A 24891-nucleotide genomic window follows, 5' to 3' on the forward strand; every position below is an offset into this window, starting at 1 on the left:
CACACTTCTAGTTGACGAGCACGCTCGGCTTGCCCTTGCTGCGCGGCCGTTCCTCGGCCATCTTGCCCCAGACGATCATTCGATACTTACTCGTGAATTCCGGGGTGCAAGTGGTCAGTGTGATGTAGCGGCCGGGTTTCGTGAAGCCGGAGCCCGGCGGGACCGGGCCGATCACGCCGATGTTGCCGGGGCTCGTCTGCGGCAGGATGCTCGCCATCTTGTAGACGAAGTACTTGTCCTGCGTCTCCACGACGATCGGGTCGCCCGGCTCCAGGCGGTTGATGTAGCGGAAGGGCTCGCCGTGGGTGTTGCGGTGGCCCGCCACCGCGAAGTTGCCCTTCTCGGCGTCCGGCATCGCCGTCTTGGTGGCGCCCTCGTTGTAGTGGCCGACCATGCCGCGGTCGAGCACCTTCTGCTTGTCGATGCCCTCGGCGACCGGCACGACGACGTCCAGCTTGGGGATGTGCAGGAGCGCGAAGCCCTGGCCCGGCTCGAAGGCGTCCGGCTTGCCCTTGCCCTTCGCCCAGTCCTCCTGGAGGTCGTGGGCGGCGCCGTCCGCCTGCTGCTGGGCACGGATGTTCGTCCACCACAGCTGGTACGTGACGAACAGCAGCATCAACACGCCCACCGTGATGAAGACTTCACCGAGCCCCCGGCTGATCACCGCGCCGGGCGAGGGCCTGCGGGCACGCTCGGCGCGGCGGGCCTCGACGCGGGAGAGGGGGGCGGCGCCCGGCCGGGGCTGTGCGGGGCGTGGGGCGCCCTTCTTGACCCGGGCGGTCTGCTTGCCCTTGGCGGCCCTGCGGCGGGCGGCGCGGCCCTCGGTGAGGCCCTCGGTGGGGTGATCAGCGGGGCGAGCGGGCTGCGGATCGGCCGCGCGCCGGGCGCCGGCTATGGGATCGGGGGCGTACGCGGTCGGTTCGGGGGCGTACGCGCCGTACAGCTGCTCGTACGTGGGTTCAGGCGTCCCTTGCCGCGGCACTTGGCCGCCGTACCAGTCGCGGGCGTGTCCCTGGGGCTCAGGGGCCTCCCGCGCGGGCGCCGGCCGCGGCGGCTCCGGCGACGAGCTGCGGAACCACGGAGAGGGGTGCTGTCCCGGCAGCGGATCGTTCAGCGGGTCGGTGAGGTGATCGACCGCCTCCTCCAAGGCACCGGCGTCCCCGAGCGCGTGACCGGTCCCGTCCCCGCCCGCCGCGCCCTGCGCGTCGTACGGGACTCCGGAGGAGTCGTGCTCGGGGCGCAAGGCCGTCACGCCGTGGCCCTGCCCACCACCGGGGCGAGCCCGGTCGATCGCTCGACGGCTCCGGTGTCGCCGCACTCCACCAGCCAGTTGGCGAGCATGAGGTGGCCGTGCTCGGTCAGCACGGACTCGGGGTGGAACTGCACGCCCTCGACCGGAAGTTCACGGTGGCGCAGGCCCATGATGATCCCGTCCTCCGTGCGCGCGGTGACCTCGAGGTCGGCCGGGACCGTGGCGGGCTCGGCGGCCAGGGAGTGGTAGCGGGTCGCGGTGAACGGCGACGGCAGGCCCGTGAAGACGCCCGTGCCCTCATGGCGTACGAGCGAGGTCTTGCCGTGCAGAAGCTCCGGGGCGCGATCCACCACGCCGCCGTACGCCACCGCCATCGACTGCATGCCGAGGCAGACCCCGAAGACGGGCACGCCGGTCGTGGCGCAGTGCCGCACCATCTCGACGCAGACGCCCGCCTGCTCCGGGGTGCCGGGGCCGGGCGAGAGCAGGACGCCGTCGAAGCCGTCCTGCGCGTGCCGCAGCTCGACCTCGTCGTTGCGCAGCACCTCGCATTCGGCGCCCAGCTGGTACAGGTACTGGACGAGGTTGAAGACGAAGCTGTCGTAGTTGTCCACGACCAGGACGCGGGTGCGGCGGGCGCCGCCGGGGGTGCTCACTGGCCGTCCACGGTGACGTCGTTGAAGGGGAGCAGCGGCTCGGCCCACGGGAAGACGTACTGGAACAGCACATAGACCACCGCGAAGACGAGCACCAGCGAAATCAGCGCCCTTACCCATGCGTTTCCCGGCAGATGCCGCCAGATCCAGCCGTACATGCCGTCCCTTCCGTCGCGTACGGCAACAGGCCTCTCTCGCCGTACGGCACCAGACTAACGGCGCAGTGCCTCCGGTTTCCCGGCCTCCACGGGCTGCGTGGCATCCAGATGCGCCCAGACGATCAGCCGGTGGCTGTGGCCCCACTCCGGTTCGCACGTCGTAAGGGTGAGGTAACGCCCCGGGCCCTGGAAGCCGGACTTGCGCGGGACGGGATCGATGACGCCGACGTCGCCGGGGAGCGTCCTGTAGGGCTTCTTGTGGACGCGGTACGTGAACCAGGTCGCGCCGTCGGTCAGGACGACGGCATCGCCGCGGCGCAGCCTCGGGAAGTCCTTGAAGGGGTCGCCGTAGGTGCGGCGGTGGCCGGCCACGGAGAAGTTGCCCTTCTGCCCGAGCCGCGCGGTGGACGCGTAGTGGCCGAGGCCCTTCTTCAGTACGTCGGTGCCGGTGCCCTGGAGCACGGGCTTGTTCCACGTGAAACCGAACCGCGGGATGTACATGACGGCGAACGACCTGCCGTCCTTGTAAGGGGCGGGCTTCTTCGGGGAGCTGTCGAGCGGGACCCGCGCCCACCGGTCCTGGAGCTCGTCGATCTGGCCGTCCATGGCGCTGTCGGCCTTCACGCCGGTCCAGAACAGGACGTACACGACGAAGAGCACGATCAGCGTGCCGACGGTGATGCACAGTTCGCTGAGCGTCCTGACCATCACGCGCACGGACACGGGCTCCCCCAGGACGCTGCTCGGGCTATTTCACGGGCTTCGCGTAGTGGAGATCCACTGTGCCCGAGTAGCCGGGAAGAGTCACCGCCCCGTCGTCGTCCACTTTCCAGCCGAGGCCGTACGCGTTGACGTACAGCATGTAGTTCTGGATCTCGGGGGACGCGACGAGGGCGCTCGTCAGCTTGTCGGGGTCACCCACGGCGGTCACCTTGTAGGGCGGGGAGTAGACGCGGCCCTGGAGGATCAGGGTGTTGCCGACGCAGCGCACGGCGCTCGTGGAGATGAGTCGCTGGTCCATGACCTTGATGCCCTTGGCGCCGCCCTGCCACAGGGCGTTGACCACGGCTTGGAGATCCTGCTGGTGGATGACCAGGTCGTTCGGCTGGGGCTCGGGGTAGCCGGGGAGCTTGGCCGTGGCGTCGGGCGGGGCGTCGGCGAGGGTGACCGTGACGGCCTCGCCGCTCAGCTTCTTCGTGCCGGCGTTCTCCTCCAGGGCCTTGAGCCGGGCGTCGTCGGCCTTGGTGCCGCCGTTGTCGCGCTGGGCGAGCGACTCGACGTCGTCGCGCAGGGAGCCGTTGGACTCGTCGAGCGCGCCGTTCTTGTGGCTGCGTTCCTGAATCAGGTCGGAGAGTTTCAGCAGTGAGGCGTCGGTACGGATGTTGGTGCCCTTGGCCGTGTTGAAACTGGTGAAGAAAATCAGGCCGGCGAGGGCGAAAACGGCGCCCGTAAGCACTCGAACCGGACGCCATCGGGGTCGACGACCGGCACCTTTGTGGGGGTCGGCAGAATTGCTCAACGTACCCTTATCTCCTTCAGCGCCGCGGAAGCACTACGCTAACGGACGCCCGGGGGAGGCCTCGGCTCCCGTGGAGCCCCGCCCGGCGCCAGACCCGTTACCTGCGCGGCCACGCAGCGCATCGACAGGAGAGACCCTCGTGCCGAAGTCACGTATCCGCAAGAAGGCAGACGACTACACGCCGCCGCCGTCGTCCTCGTCGGCGTCCTCGTCGAAGAAGGCGACGGCCATCAAGCTGACCAACCGCAGCTGGGTGGCTCCGGTGATGCTGGCGATGTTCCTCATCGGGCTCGCCTGGATCGTCGTTTTCTACGTCACGGACGGCAAGCTGCCGGTCGACCCGCTCGGAAACTGGAACATCGTGGTCGGCTTCGGCTTCATCGCGGCGGGATTCGGCGTCTCCACGCAGTGGAAGTAGGCCGCCGCGCGCAAGCCCTGCCCTGAGTTATCCACAGCGCTATCCACATGAGTGGAAAAGGTCTGAAGATCTGTGGATAACTCTCCGCCGGTTGACGCCGGTGTGACCGGTGCACCGGTTCTCTCCCCACCGCTCGCCCCTTGCCCTTCCTGGGGAAACCCAGGTCAGCGACAAGGGGCACGGTTGTTCCCCACAGCGTGCACGAGATCGGGCACACGCTGTGGACAACCGTGCTCACGTCACGTGAGCTGCCCGGTCCTGACGACGACCATCACCACGGTCGCGACGAGCACCAGCGCACAGCTGCCGTACTGGATGAGGTTCCGCCGCTCGCGGGGCGCGTGCACCATGGCGTAGCCGACGATGACACCGCCGACGAGGCCGCCGACGTGCGCCTGCCACGCGATGTTGGGCCAGAAGGCGGTGATGAGCAGGTTGATCGCCAGTAGGGCGATGACCGGCCGCATGTCGTAGTTCAGGCGTCGCATCAGGATGGCGGTCGCGCCGAACAGACCGAAGATGGCGCCGGACGCTCCGAGCGAGGGCTGGTTCGGCTCGGCGAGCAGATAGGTCAGCGCGCTGCCCGCGAGTCCCGACGCCATGTACAGCGCGATGTAGCGGACCCGGCCGAGAGCCGCTTCGAGCGGGCCGCCGATCCACCACAGGCTCAGCATGTTGAAGGCGATGTGCATGATGCTGCCGTGCAGGAACATGGCCGTGACCAGGCGGTACCACTGCCCCTCGGCGACGCCCTCGACCGACCCGAGCTCCGGCACGATGGCCCGCCCGAGCATGTCGTACTGGTCGGTGAAGCGGTCCCCGACCGCCAGCTGCACCATGAACAGGGCGACGTTCAGCCCCAGCAGGATCTTGGTGACCAGCCGCGGGTCCGCGGCGATCGTGCCGCCCGCGACCGTGCGCGGCCGGTTGGCCGCGGGCGCGTGACCCGTACCGGAGCCCTCGCGGACGCACTCCGGGCACTGGAAGCCGACCGAGGCGCTGATCATGCACTCGGGGCAGATGGGGCGCTCGCAGCGGGTGCAGGTGATGCCGGTCTCACGGTCCGGGTGTCGGTAGCAGCCGGGCAGGCCCGACATCCTCTGCGGTTCCTGCGGGCTGCCTGGCACCTGGTCCATGGGATCCCCTCAATCTCCGTACGAAGGCACTGCGACGGACGCTTGGCAACGCGCCGCCCCGCCCTTCCTTACGGATGGGCGGGGCGGTTCGGTTCCCGGGCGGATACGCGCGGGTACGCGCTGATCAGGCGTCGCGGGTCTCGATGACCACGGACTCGATGACCACGTCGTTGACCGGGCGGTCGGTGCGCGGGTTGGTCTGGACGCCCGCGATGGCGTCCACGACCTTCTTGCCGGCGTCGTTGGCGACCTCGCCGAAGATCGTGTGCTTGCGGGTCAGCCACGCGGTCGGTGACACAGTCACGAAGAACTGCGAGCCGTTGGTACCCGGGCCCGCGTTGGCCATCGCCAGCAGGTACGGCCTGTCGAAGGCGAGGTCCGGGTGGAACTCGTCCTCGAACTCATAACCCGGGCCGCCCGTGCCGTTGCCCAGCGGGTCACCGCCCTGGATCATGAAACCGCTGATGACCCGGTGGAAGACCGTGCCGTCGTAGAGCCGGTCCTTGGTCTTCTTGCCGGTCTGCGGGTGAACCCACTCGCGCTCGCCCTGGGCGAGTTCAACAAAGTTCTTGACCGTCTTCGGCGCGTGATTCGGCAGCAGCCGCACCTCGATGTCGCCTTGGTTGGTCTTCAGGGTGGCGTAAAGCTGCTCAGCCACGATCTGCCTTCCGTTGTCCTCTGTGACACCCCGATCCTCGCACGGACCGGATTGGGACGAGTAGCCACCGAGTGGGCGCGCGCCCAAGCGATCCGTGGCATTGTCGGCGAAGAGCTCTTCTCGCACCGAATCGATCGAATTGAACGGAACGAACCGATCGATCACCTTCCCCTTGCGCCGGATGCCCGCCGTCTCATACCTGGGAGCGATCCAGAAGGTATCCAACAGGCATCCAGAAGGCATGATCCTTGAAAGGGTGGAAAGGTGACATACGTATACGCCACCGAGGAGGAGGATCACGTGACCCGCAAGGACAGCGTGCGCGCCGCGACCGGCTCGGCCAAGGACAGCGTGCGGCACGCCGCGGACGCGGTGGCGCCATACGCCGACACGGCCAAGGAGCGAGCCACCCAGTACGCCCATGAGGCGCGTGCGCGGCTGGCGCCCAAGGTGTCGCAGGCCGCCGAACAGGCCCGTGTCCAGTACGGCGCCCACGTCGCCCCCCGCGTCGAGCAGGCGCGTACGCACGTGCCGCCGAAGGTCGACCACGCCGCCCACGAGGCGGCCGCCCGCACGCGCAAGGCGGCCCGACAGGCCGCCGAGTACTCCAAGCCCCGCATCGAGTACGCGGTGGCCGCCGCGCAGCCCGTCCGCGAGGAGGCCACGTCCCGCAGCACGGCGGCCCTCGCCGCGCTGCGCGGCCAGGTCTCGGCCAAGGAGATCCAGCGCCTGGTACGCAAGCACGAGCGCCGCGCCAGGAACGGCCGCATCGCCAAGAGGATCGCCGTCCTCGGCATTCTCGCGGGTGGTGCCATCGCCGCCTGGAAGTGGTGGGACAAGCAGGCCAACCCCGACTGGCTGGTCGAGCCGCCCGCGGCCACCGAGGTCCCGGACACCACGCCGCTGACCACGGTCGACGGCAGTGACCAGGCGGCCCTCGACCCCGAGGTCCAGGCCAAGCAGGCCGAGGCGGAGGCGGCGGCGGACCGGCACAAGCAGGGCTGACCCGCAGGCCGCGCGCAGCGACGACAACGCCGTGGGGCGGGAGACCATCCGGTTTCCCGCCCCACGGTGTTTCACGTGAAACCGTCGCCGCCCGTAGAACAGGTCGGTGAGAACAGCCGGTGAGAACAGTCAGTCCACCGTCACCGGGTCGTCAACGCCTCCGCTGACTGTTGCCGGTATGACGTCGCCGATCGTCTGTCCCTCGTACTGCCGCACAACGTCAACCGGCTGCCGTGGATCGGCGTCTGCAAGGCCCTCGGCCTGCCCCTTGAGCGGGTCTTCCTCGACCTGGTGCCGAAGACCGGGCACTGCTTCCGCGCCGACCCCTTCATCAATCCGCGGAAGGCCGGGGAGCTGGGGCGGCTGCGCGGACCCACGCGGACGCGGGCGCGGAGCTCTCAGTGCGGCAGGAGCCGATGCCGGGCGGCACAGCCAGATGGGATCTGTTCCTCCAGTTCACCGAGGAACCGGAGCCGCGCGACGAGCACCGTCGGGCAAACGAGCTCCGGCGCCTCGTGGCGCTCTGCCTGGAGCGCGGCCCGGCCGCGGTGACCGCCGTGCTGGCGGTCACCAGGACGGGCGCGCCCATCTGCCCATCGACCCGCCCCACCCGAACGAGCGGGTCGCGGACACCCTGTCGCTCTTCGTCGGCGCCCAACCCGCCGCGGAATAGGGGAGTTAGTACCACCGATTTCTGTGCCTGCCCGCCGCCACAATGAGGACGCGGCCACTTCGGCCAAGGGATGCGAATGGCACCAGAGAGAGGAACGAACCCGATGGAGCACAGCACGATGCAGCTGGCGGAGACCCGCCCGCCGGACGTGATCAAGGGATTCTCCGTCGCGGCCGGGATAGTGGGCCTACGGCGTGCGATGACCCTGTGCTGGACCGCGTTCGCGGCCCTGGGCCGCTCCCTGGCCGTCTCCTCGGCGATCACCCTCGTAGGGCCGGGCCTCGGCATGGTGCCGCGCGCCATGGAAGGCGTACGCAACCTGGGCACCCGGCGGCGCGAACTGGCCGCCCGCTGGTCCGGCGTGCACATTCCGGGCCCGCCGGGACCGCTGCCTCCCGTGCCCGCGGGCGCCTCCGGCGCCGTCGCCCGCTACCGCTGGATCATGAACGACCCCCAGACCCGGCGCGAGTTCGTCTGGGTCCTCGCCGACCCCCTCGCCGGCGCCTTCCTCGCCTTCTTCCCGATCGCGCTGGTCCTCAGCGGCGTCTGGGGCATCGGCCTCGCCTTCTTCGGCGTCCCCCTCTCCGTGGAGTGGGACGGCCTCTGGTACCAGTTCATCCCCATCGAGGGCCCGGTCACCGCCGTACTCGCCGGCGTCCTCGGCGCGCTGCAACTGCCGCTGGCCCTGTGGGCGGCACCGCGAGCCGTCCGTAAGCACGCCCTCTACACCCGCTCGATGCTCGCCCCGAGCGAGAACGAACTGATGGCCAGACGTATCGAGCACCTCGCCGCGACCCGCTCGAACGCGGTCGACACCCAGATGACCGAGATCCGCCGCATCGAACGCGACCTGCACGACGGCGCCCAGGCCCGCCTCGTGGCGATGGGTATGACCCTGGACGCCGCGGAACACCTCCTGGACACCAACCCCGAGGCCGTGCGCGCCCTGCTGATCGAGGCCCGCCAGTCGTCCTCCAAGGCGCTGGAGGAACTGCGCAACCTGGTACGCGGCATCCACCCGCCGGTGCTCGCCGACCGCGGACTCGCCGACGCCGTACGGGCCCTGGCCATGGTCTGCCCGGTCACCACCGAGGTCACGGTCGACCTGCCGGGCCGACCCGAGATGCCGGTCGAGTCGGCCGCGTACTTCGCGGTCTCGGAGATCCTCACCAACGTCACCAAGCACGCGCACGCCGGCCGGGCCTGGATCGACATCCGTTACGATCACGGAATGCTGCGCCTCACCGTCACCGACGACGGACAGGGCGGTGCGGACGCCAGCCGTGGCACCGGTCTGCGCGGCATCGAGCGACGGCTCGCCACATTCGACGGGGTGTTGGCCGTGAACAGTCCCGCCAACGGCCCGACGATGGTGACGATGGAGCTCCCGTGCGTATTGTCCTCGCCGAAGACCACTTCCTTCTGAGAGACGGGCTGGTCCGCCTCCTTGAGGCATACGGCCACGAGATCGTGGCCGCGGTGGACAACGGAACAGACCTCCTGAAGTCCCTCACCAAGGAACGGCCCGACGTGGCCGTCGTGGACGTCCGGCTGCCGCCGAACTTCACCGACGAGGGCCTACGAGCGGTCCTGGCCGCCCGGCGCGAGACGCCCGGCCTGCCCGTCCTGCTCCTCTCCCAGTACGTCGAGCCGCTGTACGCACGCGAGTTGCTGAGCAGCGGTGGCCGCGGGGTCGGCTACATGCTGAAAGACCGGGTGACCAACGGAACGCAGTTCCTGGACGCCATCCGTCGCGTCGCCGAGGGAGGCACCGCGATGGACCCCGAGGTGATCACCCAGCTCCTGATGCGCAAGGAGCGGGACAAGAACGTGGCCAGCCTCTCCGGCCGCGAGCGCGAGGTCCTGGAGTGGCTGGCCCAAGGACGGTCCAACGCGGGCATAGCGCAGGGCCTCTTCATCTCGGAGAAGGCCGTCGCCAAGCACATCAGCAGCATCTTCACCAAGCTGGGCCTGCTGCCGGCCGACGGCGACAACCGCCGCGTACTGGCTGTCCTCACCTACCTGGAGCAGTGACCACCCTCCGCCGTCAGTGGAGGCGGGTCCAGCCCTTTTCGCAGATGAGCTTCTTGCCGGGGCTGGTGCACGACGTCTCGTACACGTGGCCGTCGGTGGTGATGGCCTTGATCCAGACGTTCCGTCCCTGCTCGCTGAGGGTGATGTCGCAGGCCCGCGTGGGGTAGCCCTCGTTGTCGGACAGCTTCTGCCACACGATGTTCTTGGCCTTCTTGTCCCACGCGCCGGCGTAGGCGTGGCCATCGGAGATGGCGACGGTGTGCTCCTCGTGCTTGTTGGGGGCGTGGGAGTCGATGGCCTGGCAGTTCGACCCACCGTGGCGGGGTTCGTCGGCGGCGTGCGCCGGTGCGGCCAGGGCGGCCAGCACCAGGACGAGCGGGGCCGCGATGCCTACAGCGCGCTGTGCTTTGACGGTCATGGTTCCTCTTTGCCGATCAGGAGTACGTGCCCGGGCGAACGCGTGGGCACCCGTGCTCCTTCATCGGCGACTGGTACCGCCCCCTGGAGACGACCGGTGCAATGATCACCCTTTCGCCGCGCGTACCGGTCAGGCCTGCCGGCTGCCGCCCCGCGTACTGGTCAGGCCTGCCGACTGCCGCCCCGCCTACCGGTCAGGCCTGCCGCACGACGGCCGCGAGGTCGTGGAGGCCGGCCGCCACTGCCCCCGCATCACCGTGGTTCGCCCGATGGCATGAACGGAAGTAATAGCTCCGTTTCCATCTCTGTCGCGGTCGTTGGGCAAGGGTGCGGCGACCGCAGCGGTTCTCCTCGTGCGTCCGCGCCGCATGTCACCTCGAATCACAGGAAGGAGACACCGCGTGCATCTGACCCTGCATGAGCAGGAACGGCTCATGATCCGTGTCACGGCGGATCTGGTCGAGCGACGCCTCACTCGGGATCCCGGACTCGCACTGAACTATCCGGAAGTCATGGCGTTGTTCTCGGCCTATGTCCTCGAAGAGGCCCGGCACGACAAGAAGACGGTCGCCGAGCTCATGGATACCAATCTGAGCGATGTGGCGAAGCAGCTCCAGGACCGCCTCACCAAACTCGGCACCAACGTCACCTTGCCCACCTCGCCGGCGGGCAATCCGACTCTCAAGATCATGCCGGGCGTCCGGGAGATGATCGGCGATGTGCAGGTCGAGGCGACGTTCAAGGACGGAACGAAGCTGGTGACCATCCCGGAGCCACTCAAGGCCGAGCCTGCCATGAGGGACTACCCGGGCAAGCACGAGCTTCTCCCGGACCACGATCAGCACGCGGTGGTGTACAACACGGACCAGCAAGGCAACCCCCTGCCGGTGGAACCCCTGTGGGCGAAGAACACCGCGGACCGCCCCGTCCAGGTCGGCTCCCACTTCCACTTGGCCGACGTCAACGAGAAACTCCGCTTCTTTGTTGACCAGGGGTGCACCCAAGAGGCCAACGTGAGGGGGAAGCGGCTGCACATTCCAGCCGGTACGTCGGAGCGGATCGACCCCGGTGTCGACTGTCCGGTGTGGGTGGTGCCCATCCAGGGAGCGAAGTTGGTGAAGGGCCTTCGAGCGGGCAAGTCCGCGAGTGCTCCGGCCGGGTCCCCACTCGATCCGGATGTGTCCCGATGAGCAGTATCTCCCGGCAGGCTCCAAGGAGCGCAGCTTCACCAAGCTCTCCGGGGCCGCTGCAACGGAGCGACTACGCCACGTTGTACGGCCCGACGGCCGGTGACCGGATCAGGCTCGCCGACACCAACCTCATCATCAGGATCGATCAGGACTGGTGCGGCGGGGACGGCCGCAGCGGCGACGAGATGCTCTTCGGCGGCGGCAAGGTCATCCGCGAGTCGATGGGCATGTCGCACTTCCCGAGGTGCGACACCACACACGAGCCGATGGACACGGTGATCACCGGTGCGTTGATCATTGACTACTGGGGTGTGGTGAAGGCCGACGTCGGTCTGCGGGGCGGAAAGATCAAGGCGATCGGCCAGGCCCACAACCCGGAAACGATGTCGCCGATGGAGCAGGACCCGGCCAACACGCGTGCCTCGAACTTCGTAGTGGGACCGGAGACCGAGGTGATCTCCGGCAACGGGCGGATCCTGACCGCGGGCGGCATCGACACCCATGTCCACTTCCTGGGCCCCGGCCAGGTCCACGAGGCACTCGCGTCGGGAGTGACCACGCTCATCGGCGGCGGTACCGGCCCCGCGGAAGGCAGCAGGGCCACCACCATGACGCCCGGCGAATGGCACATCCGGCGGACGTTCGAGGCACTGGACGCCTATCCGGTCAACATCGGGCTGTTCGGCAAAGGCGGCACGGTGAACGAAGACGCGCTGAAGCACCAGCTTCTCGCCGGCGCCATCGGCATCAAGATCCACGAGGACTGGGGAGCCACCCCCGCGGCCATCGACAAGGCGCTGGAGGTCTGCGCGACCTACGGGGGCGCCCAAGTCGCCCTGCACGCCGACTCGATGAACGAGTCCGGGTTCGTCGAGGACACCTACGATGCCACCAAGAGTCCCCCCACCCCCACCGGCGTACCCCGAGGCATTCACGTCTTCCATGTCGAAGGCGCCGGTGGCGGCCACGCACCGGACATCATGAAACTGGTGGGCAAGGGCTACGAAAGTGTGCTGCCCGCGTCGACCAACCCGACCCGGCCCCTGACGAAGAACACCGTCGCCGAGCACATGTACATGATGGTCATCTGCCATCACCTCAACCTCAAAGTCGACGCGGACAGGAAATACGCCGACTCTCGGATCCGGCCCTCCACCATGGCCGCCGAGGACTGGCTGCACGACACCGGCGCCATCTCGATGATGTCCTCCGATTCGCAGGCCATGGGGCGTATCGGCGAGATGATCATGCGGACCTGGCAGACCGCACACGTCATGAAGGGCCGCCGCGGGCCCCTCCAGCCGGAGGCCGGATGCCAGGAACCGCCGGACGACCAGGACTCGGACAACTTCCGCGTCAGGCGCTACATCGCCAAGTACACGATCAACCCCGCCATCGCCCATGGCATCGACAAGCATGTCGGCTCCGTCGAGACGGAGAAGGTGGCGGACCTGGTGCTGTGGGAGCCGAAGTTCTTCGGCGTCAAGCCGCACGTGATCATCAAGGGCGGACAGATCGCCTACGCGCAGCTCGGTGACGCCAACGCGTCGATCCCGACACCGCAGCCGTACCTGCCCCGCCCGGTGTGGGGAGCATGCGGCCGGGCCCCGGGAGGCAACTCCTTCAACTTCGTGGTGGACCACGATGATGCCGTCGACATCAAGACGGAGTACGGGCTGACCAAGGGGGTGAAGGAGATCACCTCCACCCGCGGCATTGCCAAGAGCCACATGAAGCTCAACTCCGAGTCGCCAGAGATCAGGATCGGCGGCGATGCCTTCAACGTCACCATCGGCTCGCTCACGTCCCCGAACGTGCCCCCGGACAAGCCCCCGGGCACGCCCCCGGGAGCGGGAAGGGGATCGACCATGGACATCCCCACCGTGCTGGAGGACTACCCGGAGGACCCGACGAACCCGCAGGACAAGCAGATGTTCGAACCGGGCCAGCCGCCCAATAGAGAGCTGTACGAGACAGAACTCCCGCTGGCGCAGCGGTACTTCCTCTTCTGAGCCCGGCGTGCGAGCCCGGCGTGCGAGCCCGGCGTCCGAGCCCGGCGTCCGAGCCCGGCGTCCGAGCCCGGCGTCGGGCCTGGCGGCACACCGCCGCCGGGCCCGCTGCCCCGGGGAAGCCCCTCCTCCTGAACCCCGTACCCGCGAAAGGCAGGCCACCGTTCCCATGAGCCATGCCGCCCTGCTCGTCCTGGCCGACGGCCGTTTCCCCGCCGGTGGGCACGCCCACTCCGGCGGTGTGGAGGCCGCGGTCGCCTCGCACGGCGTCCACGACGCCCCAAGCCTGGAGGCGTTCTGCCGGGGCCGCCTGCACACCGCCGGGCTGACCGCGGCCGGGCTCGCCGCCGCGGCCGCCACCGAATACGACCCGATGGCGCTGGACGAGGCCGCAGACGCGCGTACCCCCGTACCAGCACTGCGGCAGGTCGCCCGCAAGCTCGGCCGGCAGATGCTGCGTGCCGCCCGCGCCGCCTGGCCCTGCCCCGAGCTCGACCGGATCGCCCACCGCCTGCCGCAGGGCGCACACCAGCCCGTGGTCCTGGGCGTCGCCGCCCGCGCCGCAGGCCTGAGCCCGTCGGATGCCGCCCAGTGCGCCGCGTACGAGAGCATCGGCGGCCCGGCGACGGCGGCGGTGCGGCTGCTGAGCCTCGACCCGTTCGACGCGACCGCCCTGCTGGCCCGGCTCACCGGCGAACTCGACGACGTCGCACGCACCGCCGCCGAGGCGGCAGCGCAGCTCGCCACCGACGGTGTCGGAGTCCTGCCCGCCGCGTCCTCGCCGCTCCTTGACATCACCGGCGAACAGCACGCCGCCTGGTCCATGCGGCTCTTCGCCTCCTGACCCCCCCATACCGTCCGGAGAACGCCATGCACCTCGACCACGCCACGACCCTGCCGCACCACCACACCCCCAGCGCCGAGGCACTGCGCCCCGACGGCAGCCGCCGCGCCCTGCGTATCGGCCTCGGCGGACCCGTCGGATCCGGCAAGACCGCCACCGTCGCCGCACTGTGCCGCGCCCTGCGCGACCGGCTGTCCATCGCGGTCGTCACCAACGACATCTACACCCGCGAGGACGCCGAGTTCCTGCGCCGCGAAGCCGTGCTGCCGCCGGAGCGCATCATCGCCGTCGAGACCGGCGCCTGCCCGCACACCGCGATCCGCGACGACATCTCCGCCAACCTCGAAGCCGTCGAACAGCTGGAGGAGACACTGCCCCCACTGGATCTGATCCTCATCGAGTCCGGCGGCGACAACCTCACCGCCACCTTCTCCAAGGGCCTTGCCGACAACCAGGTGTTCGTCATCGACGTCTCCAGCGGTGACGACATCCCCCGCAAGGGCGGCCCCGGCATCACCACCGCCGACCTCCTCGTCATCAACAAGACCGACCTCGCCCCGTACGTCGGCGCGGACCTGGACACCATGGCCGCCGACGCGAACAAGCAGCGCGGCGACCTCCCCGTCGTCTTCACCAGCCTGGCCTCGGACGACGGCATCCAGCCGATCGCCGACTGGGTCGAGGGATGCCTGTCCGCCTGGCGTGCCGAGGCCGCCGTATGACAGCCACCGCACCCCGTACGCGACCGGCACCCACGGCGGAACACCCCACGCCGACGCCGGTCGCCGAAGGAAGCGGGACTGACAGCGGGCGGACAGACGAGGCACCCGCCGTCGAGTGGGTGCACGCGACGGACCCCGAACTCTCCGGAGTCAAGGCCACCGCCTTCATCAGAGCGACATACGACGGCTCCGCCACCACCGTCCCGCGCCTGCGCAACAGCGGCCCCTTCCACCTGCACCAGACGCGGTCCCACGGCGAGTGGGCCCGGGTCAGCGTGATCAGCTCCATGTGCGCACCGCTCGGCGGAGACCGACTCGCCCTCGACGTCACCGCCGAGGAACACGCCAAGCTGGAGGTGTCCACGGCGGCCTCCACCATCGCGCTGCCCGGCGCCACCGCCGCCCTCGCCACCTACGACGTACGTCTCACCGTCGCCGACCACGCCATGCTGACGTGGCTCCCGAAACCCCTCATCAGCGCCCAGAACAGCACCCTCCACCAGACCTGCACCGTCGCCCTCGCACCCACCGCCGCCGTCATCCTGCGCGAAGAACAGCTCCTCGGCCGCGTCCCCGAGCCTCCCGGCCACCTCACCACCCGCCTGACCGTGAATCGGGGCGGCCGCCCCGTCCTCGACCAGCAGACCGCCTACGGCGGAACGGCACCGGCATGGGACGGCCCCGCCGTACTGGGCGGACACCGCGCCACCGGCCAACTCCTCGTCGTGGACCCCCACCTCACCACCGAACACCCGCCGGTCCTCATCGGCGACGATCCCGAGCAGGGCCACGTCGTCCTCACCCCGCTCGCCCGGCACCCTGCCTACCTGGCCACCGCCACCGCCCACACCCTCCACCACGTGGGCCAGCTCCTGGACACAGCCCTCGAACACATCCGGAACATGTAGCCGGGATCGCCCCCGAGCAGCATGAGCAGCTCCGCGCACACGCCACGGAAACCACACGCCACGGAGACCAAGGAGTCCAGCGCACCCGGTGGGCACCGCCGCACCCTCAACCGATGGGCACCGCCGCACCCACCGGTGGGCATAAAAAACGCCCTCCGAAACCACGTTTCCGCAGTTCAGAGGGCGTCTACAAGTGGAGCCTAGGGGAGTCGAACCCCTGACATCTGCCATGCAAAGACAGCGCTCTACCAACTGAGCTAAGGCCCCGGTAACGATGCGTCGGACCGGGGGAATCACCTCCCCGGCGTGCATCGCACCCCAGAGTACCGGGTCTCCCCCCGGATCTCGCAAAAGGATTGGGGGTCCCGGTCGACGACCACTCTCCGTAAGATGCACGACGTGGTTCGCGGCAGCGAACCACGGTCTTAGGGGAAGCGATGGGGAGACGCAATGGACGCCGCACAACAAGACACCACCGCGAGAGCACGAGAGCTCCAGCGGAACTGGTACGGGGAGCCGCTGGGGGCGCTCTTCCGTCGCCTCATCGATGATCTGGGTCTGAACCAGGCGCGCCTCGCCGGAGTCCTCGGCCTGTCCGCGCCCATGCTGTCCCAGCTGATGAGCGGTCAGCGCGCCAAGATCGGCAACCCGGCGGTCGTCCAGCGCGTCCAGCTCCTCCAGGAACTGGCGGGCCAGGTCGCCGACGGCAGCGTGAGCGCCGCCGAGGCCACCGACCGCATGGACGAGATCAAGAAGTCCCAGGGCGGCTCCGTGCTCACCAACACCTCACAGACCGCGACGAGTTCGGGCGCGCCCACCGTCAAGCGCGTGGTCCGCGAGATCCAGTCCCTGCTGCGCTCCGTCGCGGCGGCCGGCGACATCATCGATGCCGCGGACTCCCTCGCCCCCACCCACCCGGAGCTGGCAGAGTTCCTCCGGGTGTACGGCGCCGGGCGCACCGCGGACGCGGTCGCCCACTACGAGGCGCACCAGAGCTGAGCCGTCGACCGGGCCGCCTTACGGCCGGGGAGGGGAGCGGGGCGCGACCATGGGTGAGGTCTTCGCCGGCCGGTACGAACTGGTCGACCCGATCGGACACGGGGGAGTCGGAGCGGTCTGGCGCGCCTGGGACCACCGTCGGCGCCGGTATGTGGCTGCCAAAGTCCTTCAGCAGAGCGACGCACACGCCCTGTTGAGGTTCGTGCGGGAACAGGCCCTGCGTATCGACCACCCCCATGTACTCGCGCCCGCCAGCTGGGCCGCCGACGACGACAAGGTCCTGTTCACCATGGACCTCGTCGCCGGCGGCTCGCTGGCGCATGTCATCGGGGACTACGGCCCGCTGCCGCCCCCCTTCACCTGCACGCTCCTCGACCAGCTCCTCTCCGGTCTCGCGGCCGTCCACGCCGAGGGCGTCATCCACCGCGACATCAAACCGGCCAACATCCTGCTCGAAGCCACCGGCGCCGGACGCCCGCATCTGCGCCTGTCCGACTTCGGCATATCGATGCGCAAGGGCGAGCCCCGGCTGACCGAGACCGACTATGTGGTGGGCACGCCCGGCTACTTCGCCCCCGAGCAGATGCTCGGCGCCGAGCCGGACTTCACCGGCGACCTCTTCGCCGTGGGCCTCGTCGCCCTGTATCTCCTGGAGGGCGCCAAGCCGGACGCCAAGGCGCTGATCGAACGCTTCGCCGAGCACGGCACTCCCTGCGCCCCACGAGGCATGCCGGAGCCCCTCTGGCAGGTCATCGCCACCCTGCTCCAGCCCGATCCGCAGACGCGCTTCCGCACCGCCACCGGTGCGCGCAAGGCGCTGGCCTGCGCCGCCGAGATGCTGCCCGAGCCCGGCCCCGACGACGAGCTCGTCGAGATCTTCGACCAACTCCCCCCGCTCCCCATCGGCTACGGCCCCGCCGGCCCTCTCCCCTCCACATCCCACCCGGAGGTGGCGTCCGGGCACGTGCCTTTGCCTCCGGGGGCGAGCGTCCCTGACCCCGGGCACGGCCCCCTGCCTCCAAGGCCGAGCGCCTACGATCCCGGGCACGTAGCTCCGTCTCCAGCGACGAGCGGCCAGGGCCCCGGGCAGGAACCCCTGCCTCCAGCGACGAGCAGCCAGGGCCCCGACCGCATACCCCCGTCCCCAAGGCCGAGCGCCTACGACCCCGGGCACGTAGCTCTGTCTCTTGGCCCGAGTGGCCAGGGCCCCGAGGGCATACCCGTGTCTCCAGGCCCGAGCGGCCACAGCCCCAACGGCATACCCCTGCCTCCACGCCCGAGCGGCCACAGCCCCAACGGCATACCCCTGCCTCCACGCCCGAGCAGCCACAGCCCCAACGGCATACCCCTGCCTCCACGCCCGAGCAGCCACAGCCCCAACGGCATACCCCTGCCTCCACGCCCGAGCGGCCACGGCCCCGAGCCCCCGGCATCTGACCCGACGCAGCCCCCAGCCCCTGCCCTCAGCTCGGAGACCGGCAGCTTCCTGCTGCCTCCGCCCATGCAGCCACCCCATCCATCCACTCCCCCTACACCTCTGCCCCTGTCCCTGCCCCTGCGGGCACCCGCGCCCGAGCCCACGCATGTGTCCTCCCCCCACCAGATCCCGGCCCCTCACCCCGCACAGACCGTGACGTCCGCGGTGCACCACGCCCACGCTCCTACCTATCGATACACCGCTCACGCCCCTCAGGTTCCACATCCGAACGCGGCAATCCCCCATCCTCAGGCCCCGGCCTTCCCAGGCCCGCAGAAGCGGCGGCCGGGCCCGCCCGCGAAGGTGGCTGTACCGATGCTGCTCGTCGCGCTGGTCTGCCTCGCGGTCGGCGTCTGGGCACTCACTCAGCTCTGACCATCGAGGCAGCCGCCAGCCCCGGCCGCGCACCGGCGTCACGGGCACAGCTCCGCCCTCAACAACCCGGCGGCGGCCCGAACTGCGCAGGCATGCGGGCACGAGCACGAGCAGAACCATCTACCCCCGAAGCAGCCGCGCGGCCTCCACCGCAGCCGCCCGCCGCCGCGCAATCAGCGCCCACGCGCCGAGAACGCCCAGCAGCGCCACGCCCGTCCCGATCCCCCCGGCGGCAAGCGCCACCATCGCCCGGTCGTCACCCCGGCCCACACCGCTCCCGGCAGCCGTCTCCCCGCGCCTGGCGGCCTCCACGTCGCGCTCCGTGACGCCGAACTCATCAGCGGGAACGGGCGAGCCCGCGTACGCCGGCCCCGGCCGCGCCGCCCCGTCGACATCCACCCGCAGCGTCAGGTCCAGCGGAGCCTCGCCGAACCTCTCCGCGACCTCCGGGCTGAGATGGACCGACAGGTAGTACCAGCCGGCGAACCGCATCGCGGCCATCTCGTCAGCCGGGGCGAAGCGGTTCTCGTACGCGACAGGCGGCAGCGGATCCAGTACCGCCGACTTCTGCTTGCCGTCGTACGCCGTGTCCGCGTCGTCGACCTCCGCGCGCACCGGGTTGGACAACGTCATGACCAGCGCGGACGACACGTACCCCGCGCCGCGCGCCGCCCGGCGCCCCATCCCGCCGGACTCGCCACCGCCTCCATGCGAACTGCCGAGTTCCGCGGTGACGGAGAGCTGCTGCCCCCAGTCGACGGGCACGCGGTAGAAGAGCGTCCGGCCGGGCTCGATGCGGCCTCCCCAGACGCCTTTCCCCAGCGCACGCGCCCCGTGGAAGCCCGTGCCGCCCTCACGCCCCTTCCGCTCGCCGGTCGGCGGCACAGGTGTCGCGGAGTTCCAGGAATGCGGAGGCTCCGTCGCCCCGTCCGCCCGTAACGCGGGTTCCGACGCGACCCGAAGCTCCAGATCCCAGCCCGCCCGGGAGGACTCAGGGGTGCTGGTCCGCTCGACGAGCACGTAGTAAGTACCGGCCCCCTCGCAGCTCTGCTCATCGGGTCCGACCCTGCGCGCCGCCGTCGCCGTGATGGGACGCGGGCTCTCCGAAGCGCCGAACCTCGCCTTCTGCGCCTCCAGAGGGCTGCAGTTGTTGCCGTCGGCATCCTGTACGGACACCTCGACACCGTCGGCGTAGGAGACCTTGCTGCCGAACTCCGGCACCGCGGTGACAGCGACGTACGCGCTCTCCTCCGCCTTGAGCTCCAGGCGGTAAAAACGCTGTCCCGCGCGCGGGAGGGAGCTTTTGTACGTCTTCCCGGGGCTGAGCCGGTGCCCCTCGACGTTGCTCGTCGTGCCGTCGATCGTCTCGGCGCCCTCGGCGAAGCCGTACGGAGCGGGCGTTCCCGTGGCCCCGGCCTGCGCCGGAACCATCACCACCGCACACACCACCGCACACATCGTCGCGCACGTCGCGCACGTCGCCGCGCCCCAGCCCCCGCCAAGCCGCCGCCGCCCCATCACGCGCCACCCCTCGTCGCGAACTCAGCCGTTCCGCCCGTACCGCCCGTCCCGACCGTCCTGCCCGCCCGACGCCCCGCGGACACCACCACGAACCCGCCACCGGCGCAACCGCACCAACACCCCGAACATTTACTTCAGCGAACAAAAAATTCACGTAAGCGAATCAAAGCCATCGCGAATCCGGCACTCCCCGGAGCCTCCAGCCAGCACAAAGCCCCGGCCGCAAAAGCGACCGGGGCCTGTGAAGTGACTGGTGTCGATGACTCACGAACCCGTGGGCACGGAGTCAGTCGCCTCCGTCCACAGATCCTGCTCGGCGCGATCCGCCTGGATCTGGCGGTACACGAGGAGCCCGCCGATGGCGGCCAGTGCGACCAGGAGAAGCTTCTTCACCGCGCGACCTCGTCTTTCCTTGACGTAGGAGACTTCTGGCGCCCGACTATACACACCGATCGATATCGATCGGTGACCTGGATACGCCCCCAACTGCCGCCCGTTCCGCAGCAGTCGAAACGGACCTCGGCGCTCCGTATGCCGTCGACCCACTGTGACTTTCGCCGCTCTTGCCCTTTCTCGGTGCCCTTGGGGCCATCCGGGTGGTGTTCATCCGAACATCGGCGCCGCGCGGGCGCCGGTCCACCACTCTCGACCCCACATACACATCATGAGGAAAGTACGCAAATCGCCCAACTCGAATTGAGGGGTCATGACTGGTAGCAAGGCCACGAAGCTGTGGGCCACGATCGTCACCGCCTTCCTCGCGCTCTTCGCCGCGCTGGGACTCACCACGACGGCCACCGCGGCCACGGCCGTACACGAGACCACGAACGCACGCAACGCCACGGAGTGCGCACCCACGCCGGCCATGGCCCTCTGGACGGCTGCGCACGAACGGTCCTTGCCTCCGACGATGAAGCAGCGCATCCGCGCCGAGGCCCACGGCTCGTCCCCCAGCTGCCGGCACCTGCCCCCCGTGGACACGGAAGCCGAGGCTGAGCCCACCACCACCCATCAGCCAGGGCTCGCCCCAGAGCCGTAATACGGTCCCTGCCCGGGCCCAGCCCCAGGCCCCCAGAGACTTACGAAGTGCCCCCAGCCACACCGGCTGGGGGCACTTCTCATCCGCTCGCAGGACTTCGTACCGCGGGCCACCGCATCGCTTCCGCACTGGAAGGGGTGCTTCCTTTGCACATAGGTCACAGACCTCACAGGGCCACAGACAACGCACCCCCGACATAGACACCCCCTACCGCCAAAACGCAGAAGGCCGGTAGATCCACGAGATCTACCGGCCTTCTGACCTGGCGTTATGCCACTGTGGGGCTAACAGGATTTGAACCTGTGGCCTCATCCTTATCAGGGATGCGCTCTAACCAACTGAGCTATAGCCCCGCCGCGCTTCGGTGTGTGTCCCGCGCGCTGACCCCTGAAGATTAGCGCACCTGCGGGCCAGTCCCAAAATCGATACCCGCGCGGGGAGCGAACCAAGGCCGAAGCCCCGGAGAAGACCGGGCATAACCCTGGACGAGGCCCCGGACAGGGCCCCGGAAGAGGCCCCGCTACTCGTCCTCCGCCAAGGTCAGCTCGACGCCGCCCACGAAGCCCGCGGAGAGGTTGTAGATGAACGCCCCGAGCGTCGCCAGTGCCGTGGCCAGGACGACGTCGATGACCGCGATGATCGCGGTGAAGGTCAGAACGCGCGGCAGCGACAGGAAGGACTGCAGGTCGAAGCCGTTGGACTCGTTCGAGCCCGTCGCCTCGGAGATCGTGCCGCCCACCGTCGAGAAGACGCCCATCGCGTCCATGACCATCCATAGGACGGCAGCCGCGACGATCGTGCAGATGCCGAGCGCGATGGAGAGCAGGAAGCTGACCTTCATCACCGACCACGGGTCGGCCCTGGCCACCCGCAGCCGCGCCTTGCGCGTGCGCGGCACCGTGCGCGTCCCTGTACGCGGCTTGCGCGCCGCGCCCGCCTTGGCGCTCTGCTGGTACGCCTGCGGCGGGTGATACGGCTGGGACGCCTTCTTGGACGCTTTCTTCTGGGGCTGCCGCTCGCTCGGCAGGGCCCCCTCTGCCTTGTCGGCGCTGCCGGGCAGCATCCCACCCGCCGTCTCGGCGTCTCGGGTGTCCGTCACAGTCCCCCCCTGGGATCCATGAGACTCGGAGTCGTGCGCATCAGTGGCGGAGCCACGGGCACTGTCCGCGCCGGTCTTGCCGGTCCGATTCGCCCCGGTGCCCGTGGCTCCACTCACGATGTTCCACTCCTCGCGCTACTCGGCCGAGGAGTCCGTGCCCTCGTCCGTACCGACGGCCGGCTCACCGCCGTCCGAGTCGTCGACGACGATGTCACCGTCGACTTCCTCGGCCTCGCGCCCGGCCTCGGCGTTACGAGCGATGCCGACCACGGCATCGCGCTTGCCCAGGTTGATCAGTTGGACGCCCATGGTGTCACGGCCCGTCTCCCTGATCTCGTTGACTCGCGTACGAATCACACCACCGCTCAGCGTGATGGCGAGGATCTCGTCGGTCTCCTCCACCACCAGAGCGCCCACGAGCTCGCCGCGGTCCTCCACGATCTTGGCGGCCTTGATACCGAGGCCACCGCGACCCTGAACGCGGTATTCGTCGACATTGGTCCGCTTCGCGTACCCACCGTCGGTGGCGGTGAACACGAACGTACCGGGCCGGACGACATTCATCGAGAGCAGCTCGTCGCCGTCGCGGAAACTCATGCCCTTCACACCCGACGTGGCGCGGCCCATCGGGCGCAGCGCGTCGTCCGTCGCCGTGAACCTGATCGACTGGGCCTTCTTGCTGATGAGCAGCAGGTCGTCGTCGGCCGACACGAGCTCGGCGCCGATCAGCTCGTCGTCCGAACCGTCCTCCGTCTCGCGGAGGTTGATGGCGATGACACCGCCCGAACGGGGCGAGTCGTAGTCCTTGAGGGAGGTCTTCTTTACGAGGCCTCCCTTTGTGGCGAGGATCAGGTAGGGCGCCGCTTCGTAGTCGCGGATCGCGAGGATCTCGGCGATCTGCTCGTCCGGCTGGAAGGCGAGGAGGTTCGCCACGTGCTGGCCGCGGGCGTCGCGTCCGGCGTCGGGGAGTTCGTACGCCTTGGCGCGGTAGACGCGGCCCTTGTTGGTGAAGAACAGCAGCCAGTGATGCGTCGTCGACACGAAGAAGTGGTCGACGATGTCGTCTTCCTTGAGCTTCGTACCACGAACGCCCTTGCCGCCGCGCTTCTGTGAGCGGTAGTCGTCGGTCTTGGTGCGCTTGACGTAGCCACCGCGGGAGATCGTGACGACGATGTCCTCTTCGGCGATCAGGTCCTCCATGGACATGTCGCCGTCGAAGGGCACGAGCGCGGAGCGGCGGTCCTCGCCGAACTTGTCGACGATCGCGGCCAGTTCCTGGCTGATGATCTGGCGCTGCCTCTCGGGCGAGGCCAGGATCGCGTTGTACTCGTTGATCTTCGCCTGGAGGTCGTCGTGCTCGGCGACGATCTTCTGGCGCTCCAGAGCGGCGAGGCGGCGCAGCTGCATCTCAAGGATGGCGTTGGCCTGGATCTCGTCGATCGAGAGGAGGCCCATGAGGCCCTCGCGCGCGATGTCGACGGTCTGGCTGCCGCGGATGAGCGCGATGACCTCGTCGATGGCGTCCAGGGCCTTGAGGAGGCCACGCAGGATGTGCGCCCGCTCCTCGGCCTTGCGCAGCCGGAACTTCGTACGCCGGACGATGACCTCGACCTGGTGGGTGACCCAGTGCCGGATGAAGGCGTCGAGCGAGAGGGTGCGCGGCACGCCGTCGACCAGGGCCAGCATGTTGGCGCTGAAGTTCGACTGGAGGTCGGTGTGCTTGTAGAGGTTGTTCAGTACGACCTTGGCGACCGCGTCCCGCTTCAGGACGATGACCAGGCGCTGACCGGTGCGCGAGGACGTCTCGTCGCGGACGTCGGCGATGCCGCCGACCTTGCCGTCCTTGACCAGGTCGGCGATCTTCTGCGCGAGGTTGTCCGGGTTGGTCTGGTAGGGGAGCTCGGTGACCACCAGGCACTGGCGGTTCTGGATCTCCTCGACCGCGACGACCGCGCGCATCGTGATGGAGCCGCGGCCCGTGCGGTAGGCCTCCTCGATGCCCTTGCGGCCCACTACTAGAGCGCCGGTCGGGAAGTCGGGTCCCTTGATGCGCTCGATAAGGGCGTCGAGCAGCTCCTCGTGCGAGGCCTCGGGGTGCTCAAGGGCCCACTGCGCGCCCGCCGCGACCTCGCGGAGGTTGTGCGGCGGGATGTTGGTGGCCATGCCGACCGCGATGCCCGCCGAGCCGTTGATCAGCAGGTTCGGGAAGCGCGCCGGCAGGACCGTCGGCTCCTGGTTGCGGCCGTCGTAGTTGTCCGTGAAGTCGACGGTGTCCTCGTCGATGTCACGGACCATCTCCATGGCCAGCGGCGCCATCTTGCACTCGGTGTACCGCATGGCGGCCGCCGGGTCGTTGCCCGGGGAGCCGAAGTTGCCGTTGGAGTCCACCAGCGGCATCCGCATCGACCACGGCTGGGCGAGGCGCACCAGAGCGTCGTAGATGGAGGAGTCGCCGTGCGGGTGGTACGTACCCATGACGTCGCCGACGACGCGGGCGCACTTGTAGAAGCCCTTCTCGGGGCGGTAGCCGCCGTCGTACATCGCGTACAGGACGCGGCGGTGTACGGGCTTCAGGCCGTCCCGTACGTCGGGCAGCGCGCGGGACACGATGACGGACATCGCGTAGTCGAGGTACGAGCGCTGCATCTCCGTCTCGAGCCCGACGGGCTCGACACGCATGCCCACGCCGGGAACGGCGGGTTCCTCTTCGGGCGTCACAGGGGTGTTCTCGTCGGCCATTGCTGGTCAAAGTCCTTTCGAGGTGCGGCTTGTACGGGCCGAC

At 69.2% G+C, this 24891-nt stretch carries 24 protein-coding genes and 2 tRNA genes; 12 read left to right on the forward strand and 14 right to left on the reverse strand.

The features are described from left to right. Window positions 1–7: 7 nt before the first annotated feature. The 5 genes from ACWDZ7_RS20905 to ACWDZ7_RS20925 are packed head-to-tail and all read right to left on the reverse strand — an operon-like array spanning window position 8 to window position 3585. Window positions 8–1252 (reverse strand): class E sortase, encoded by a 1245-nt coding sequence (locus ACWDZ7_RS20905; protein ID WP_451798786.1) that lies wholly within the window; start codon window positions 1250–1252, stop codon window positions 8–10. After that, the gene (locus tag ACWDZ7_RS20910) at window positions 1249–1908 is read right to left on the reverse strand and encodes an aminodeoxychorismate/anthranilate synthase component II (protein WP_451798788.1); all 660 of its coding nucleotides are present in this window, start codon (window positions 1906–1908) and stop codon (window positions 1249–1251) included. Before ACWDZ7_RS20910 ends, ACWDZ7_RS20905 begins: the two co-directional genes overlap by 4 nt. Continuing rightward, window positions 1905–2066, reverse strand: coding sequence for a hypothetical protein (locus ACWDZ7_RS20915; protein WP_107097924.1), 162 nt, complete (start codon window positions 2064–2066; stop codon window positions 1905–1907). Before ACWDZ7_RS20915 ends, ACWDZ7_RS20910 begins: the two co-directional genes overlap by 4 nt. A gap of 54 nt (window positions 2067–2120) precedes the next feature. Next, a complete protein-coding gene (locus ACWDZ7_RS20920) occupies window positions 2121–2783 on the reverse strand; it encodes a class E sortase (protein WP_451798969.1) in 663 nt (220 codons plus the stop codon). Between the two features lie 31 nt (window positions 2784–2814). After that, complete coding sequence (locus tag ACWDZ7_RS20925) at window positions 2815–3585, reverse strand: DUF881 domain-containing protein (protein WP_451519317.1); 771 nt, start codon at window positions 3583–3585, stop codon at window positions 2815–2817. Between the two features lie 139 nt (window positions 3586–3724). Between ACWDZ7_RS20925 and crgA the strand changes: the two genes are divergently transcribed. Further along, entirely contained in the window at window positions 3725–4003 is a 279-nt protein-coding gene (gene crgA / locus ACWDZ7_RS20930; RefSeq protein WP_451798789.1) for a cell division protein CrgA, read from the forward strand. A 239-nt stretch (window positions 4004–4242) separates the two neighbouring features. Here the strand turns inward: crgA and ACWDZ7_RS20935 are convergent, their stop codons facing one another. Both ACWDZ7_RS20935 and ACWDZ7_RS20940 read right to left on the reverse strand, forming a co-directional pair. Next, window positions 4243–5139: a rhomboid family intramembrane serine protease gene (locus ACWDZ7_RS20935; protein ID WP_451798791.1), complete on the reverse strand. Its 897-nt coding sequence runs from the start codon at window positions 5137–5139 to the stop codon at window positions 4243–4245. A gap of 124 nt (window positions 5140–5263) precedes the next feature. Beyond that, the gene (locus ACWDZ7_RS20940; protein ID WP_451798792.1) at window positions 5264–5797 is read right to left on the reverse strand and encodes a peptidylprolyl isomerase; all 534 of its coding nucleotides are present in this window, start codon (window positions 5795–5797) and stop codon (window positions 5264–5266) included. 300 nt (window positions 5798–6097) lie between these two features. Between ACWDZ7_RS20940 and ACWDZ7_RS20945 the strand changes: the two genes are divergently transcribed. The 3 genes from ACWDZ7_RS20945 to ACWDZ7_RS20955 all read left to right on the forward strand — a co-directional run bounded on the left by ACWDZ7_RS20945 (window position 6098) and on the right by ACWDZ7_RS20955 (window position 9509). Then, window positions 6098–6802: a DUF5324 family protein gene (locus tag ACWDZ7_RS20945; RefSeq protein ID WP_451798971.1), complete on the forward strand. Its 705-nt coding sequence runs from the start codon at window positions 6098–6100 to the stop codon at window positions 6800–6802. A 776-nt stretch (window positions 6803–7578) separates the two neighbouring features. After that, window positions 7579–8901, forward strand: a complete 1323-nt coding sequence (locus ACWDZ7_RS20950) for a sensor histidine kinase (RefSeq protein WP_451798794.1) — start codon at window positions 7579–7581, stop codon at window positions 8899–8901. Further along, window positions 8865–9509 (forward strand): response regulator transcription factor, encoded by a 645-nt coding sequence (locus tag ACWDZ7_RS20955; RefSeq protein WP_451798796.1) that lies wholly within the window; start codon window positions 8865–8867, stop codon window positions 9507–9509. The genes ACWDZ7_RS20950 and ACWDZ7_RS20955 overlap by 37 nt, the downstream gene beginning before the upstream one ends. 13 nt (window positions 9510–9522) lie before the next feature. Here ACWDZ7_RS20955 and ACWDZ7_RS20960 read toward each other — a convergent pair whose 3' ends face one another. Continuing rightward, a complete protein-coding gene (locus ACWDZ7_RS20960; protein WP_451798798.1) occupies window positions 9523–9927 on the reverse strand; it encodes a hypothetical protein in 405 nt (134 codons plus the stop codon). Window positions 9928–10327: 400 nt separating this feature from the next. Here ACWDZ7_RS20960 and ACWDZ7_RS20965 point away from each other — a divergent pair, with 400 nt between their 5' ends. The 5 genes from ACWDZ7_RS20965 to ACWDZ7_RS20985 all read left to right on the forward strand — a co-directional run bounded on the left by ACWDZ7_RS20965 (window position 10328) and on the right by ACWDZ7_RS20985 (window position 15599). After that, a complete protein-coding gene (locus tag ACWDZ7_RS20965) occupies window positions 10328–11116 on the forward strand; it encodes an urease subunit gamma (protein ID WP_451798800.1) in 789 nt (262 codons plus the stop codon). Continuing rightward, entirely contained in the window at window positions 11113–13128 is a 2016-nt protein-coding gene (gene ureC, locus ACWDZ7_RS20970; RefSeq protein WP_451798801.1) for an urease subunit alpha, read from the forward strand. The genes ACWDZ7_RS20965 and ureC overlap by 4 nt, the downstream gene beginning before the upstream one ends. A 166-nt stretch (window positions 13129–13294) precedes the next feature. Then, window positions 13295–13969 carry an urease accessory protein UreF gene (locus tag ACWDZ7_RS20975; RefSeq protein ID WP_451798802.1) on the forward strand — a complete coding sequence of 225 codons (675 nt, stop codon included), beginning with the start codon at window positions 13295–13297 and terminating at the stop codon, window positions 13967–13969. Between the two features lie 26 nt (window positions 13970–13995). Further along, entirely contained in the window at window positions 13996–14691 is a 696-nt protein-coding gene (gene ureG / locus ACWDZ7_RS20980) for an urease accessory protein UreG (RefSeq protein WP_451798804.1), read from the forward strand. After that, entirely contained in the window at window positions 14688–15599 is a 912-nt protein-coding gene (locus ACWDZ7_RS20985) for an urease accessory protein UreD (RefSeq protein ID WP_451798805.1), read from the forward strand. Before ureG ends, ACWDZ7_RS20985 begins: the two co-directional genes overlap by 4 nt. Window positions 15600–15793: 194 nt before the next feature. Here ACWDZ7_RS20985 and ACWDZ7_RS20990 read toward each other — a convergent pair. Then, window positions 15794–15866: transfer RNA gene (locus ACWDZ7_RS20990), tRNA-Ala, on the reverse strand. 183 nt (window positions 15867–16049) lie between these two features. On the opposite strand from ACWDZ7_RS20990, the gene ACWDZ7_RS20995 reads away from it, so the two are divergent. Next, on the forward strand, window positions 16050–16598 hold the full coding sequence (locus ACWDZ7_RS20995; protein ID WP_055563954.1) for a helix-turn-helix domain-containing protein: 549 nt from the start codon (window positions 16050–16052) through the stop codon (window positions 16596–16598). Window positions 16599–16647: 49 nt separating this feature from the next. Further along, entirely contained in the window at window positions 16648–18450 is a 1803-nt protein-coding gene (locus tag ACWDZ7_RS21000) for a protein kinase domain-containing protein (RefSeq protein WP_451798806.1), read from the forward strand. A 120-nt stretch (window positions 18451–18570) separates the two neighbouring features. Here the strand turns inward: ACWDZ7_RS21000 and ACWDZ7_RS21005 are convergent, their stop codons facing one another. Further along, window positions 18571–19881, reverse strand: a complete 1311-nt coding sequence (locus tag ACWDZ7_RS21005; protein WP_451798972.1) for a hypothetical protein — start codon at window positions 19879–19881, stop codon at window positions 18571–18573. A gap of 354 nt (window positions 19882–20235) precedes the next feature. Continuing rightward, complete coding sequence (locus ACWDZ7_RS21010) at window positions 20236–20364, reverse strand: DLW-39 family protein (protein WP_003999697.1); 129 nt, start codon at window positions 20362–20364, stop codon at window positions 20236–20238. 313 nt (window positions 20365–20677) lie between these two features. Here ACWDZ7_RS21010 and ACWDZ7_RS21015 point away from each other — a divergent pair, with 313 nt between their 5' ends. Continuing rightward, the gene (locus tag ACWDZ7_RS21015; protein WP_451798808.1) at window positions 20678–21010 is read left to right on the forward strand and encodes a DUF6344 domain-containing protein; all 333 of its coding nucleotides are present in this window, start codon (window positions 20678–20680) and stop codon (window positions 21008–21010) included. Window positions 21011–21289: 279 nt separating this feature from the next. Here the strand turns inward: ACWDZ7_RS21015 and ACWDZ7_RS21020 are convergent. The 3 genes from ACWDZ7_RS21020 to gyrA all read right to left on the reverse strand — a co-directional run bounded on the left by ACWDZ7_RS21020 (window position 21290) and on the right by gyrA (window position 24848). After that, window positions 21290–21363, reverse strand: a tRNA-Ile gene (locus ACWDZ7_RS21020). Between the two features lie 167 nt (window positions 21364–21530). Then, entirely contained in the window at window positions 21531–22226 is a 696-nt protein-coding gene (locus tag ACWDZ7_RS21025; RefSeq protein WP_451798810.1) for a DUF3566 domain-containing protein, read from the reverse strand. Between the two features lie 18 nt (window positions 22227–22244). Then, window positions 22245–24848 (reverse strand): DNA gyrase subunit A, encoded by a 2604-nt coding sequence (gyrA, locus tag ACWDZ7_RS21030; protein WP_451518329.1) that lies wholly within the window; start codon window positions 24846–24848, stop codon window positions 22245–22247. Window positions 24849–24891: the final 43 nt, after the last annotated feature.

It is taken from the genome of Streptomyces sp. NPDC003032 (genome assembly GCF_053591415.1).

Coding starts and splice junctions, on each gene's coding strand:
- ACWDZ7_RS21015 (WP_451798808.1), top strand. CDS start 20,678: ATGACTGGTAGCAAGGCCACGAAGCTGTGGGCCACGATCGTCACCGCC.
- ACWDZ7_RS20935 (WP_451798791.1), bottom strand. CDS start 5,139: ATGGACCAGGTGCCAGGCAGCCCGCAGGAACCGCAGAGGATGTCGGGC.
- ACWDZ7_RS20995 (WP_055563954.1), top strand. CDS start 16,050: ATGGACGCCGCACAACAAGACACCACCGCGAGAGCACGAGAGCTCCAG.
- ACWDZ7_RS20915 (WP_107097924.1), bottom strand. CDS start 2,066: ATGTACGGCTGGATCTGGCGGCATCTGCCGGGAAACGCATGGGTAAGG.
- ACWDZ7_RS20975 (WP_451798802.1), top strand. CDS start 13,295: ATGAGCCATGCCGCCCTGCTCGTCCTGGCCGACGGCCGTTTCCCCGCC.
- ureG (WP_451798804.1), top strand. CDS start 13,996: ATGCACCTCGACCACGCCACGACCCTGCCGCACCACCACACCCCCAGC.
- ACWDZ7_RS20985 (WP_451798805.1), top strand. CDS start 14,688: ATGACAGCCACCGCACCCCGTACGCGACCGGCACCCACGGCGGAACAC.
- ureC (WP_451798801.1), top strand. CDS start 11,113: ATGAGCAGTATCTCCCGGCAGGCTCCAAGGAGCGCAGCTTCACCAAGC.
- ACWDZ7_RS21005 (WP_451798972.1), bottom strand. CDS start 19,881: ATGGTTCCGGCGCAGGCCGGGGCCACGGGAACGCCCGCTCCGTACGGC.
- ACWDZ7_RS20960 (WP_451798798.1), bottom strand. CDS start 9,927: ATGACCGTCAAAGCACAGCGCGCTGTAGGCATCGCGGCCCCGCTCGTC.
- ACWDZ7_RS20950 (WP_451798794.1), top strand. CDS start 7,579: ATGGAGCACAGCACGATGCAGCTGGCGGAGACCCGCCCGCCGGACGTG.
- gyrA (WP_451518329.1), bottom strand. CDS start 24,848: ATGGCCGACGAGAACACCCCTGTGACGCCCGAAGAGGAACCCGCCGTT.
- ACWDZ7_RS21000 (WP_451798806.1), top strand. CDS start 16,648: ATGGGTGAGGTCTTCGCCGGCCGGTACGAACTGGTCGACCCGATCGGA.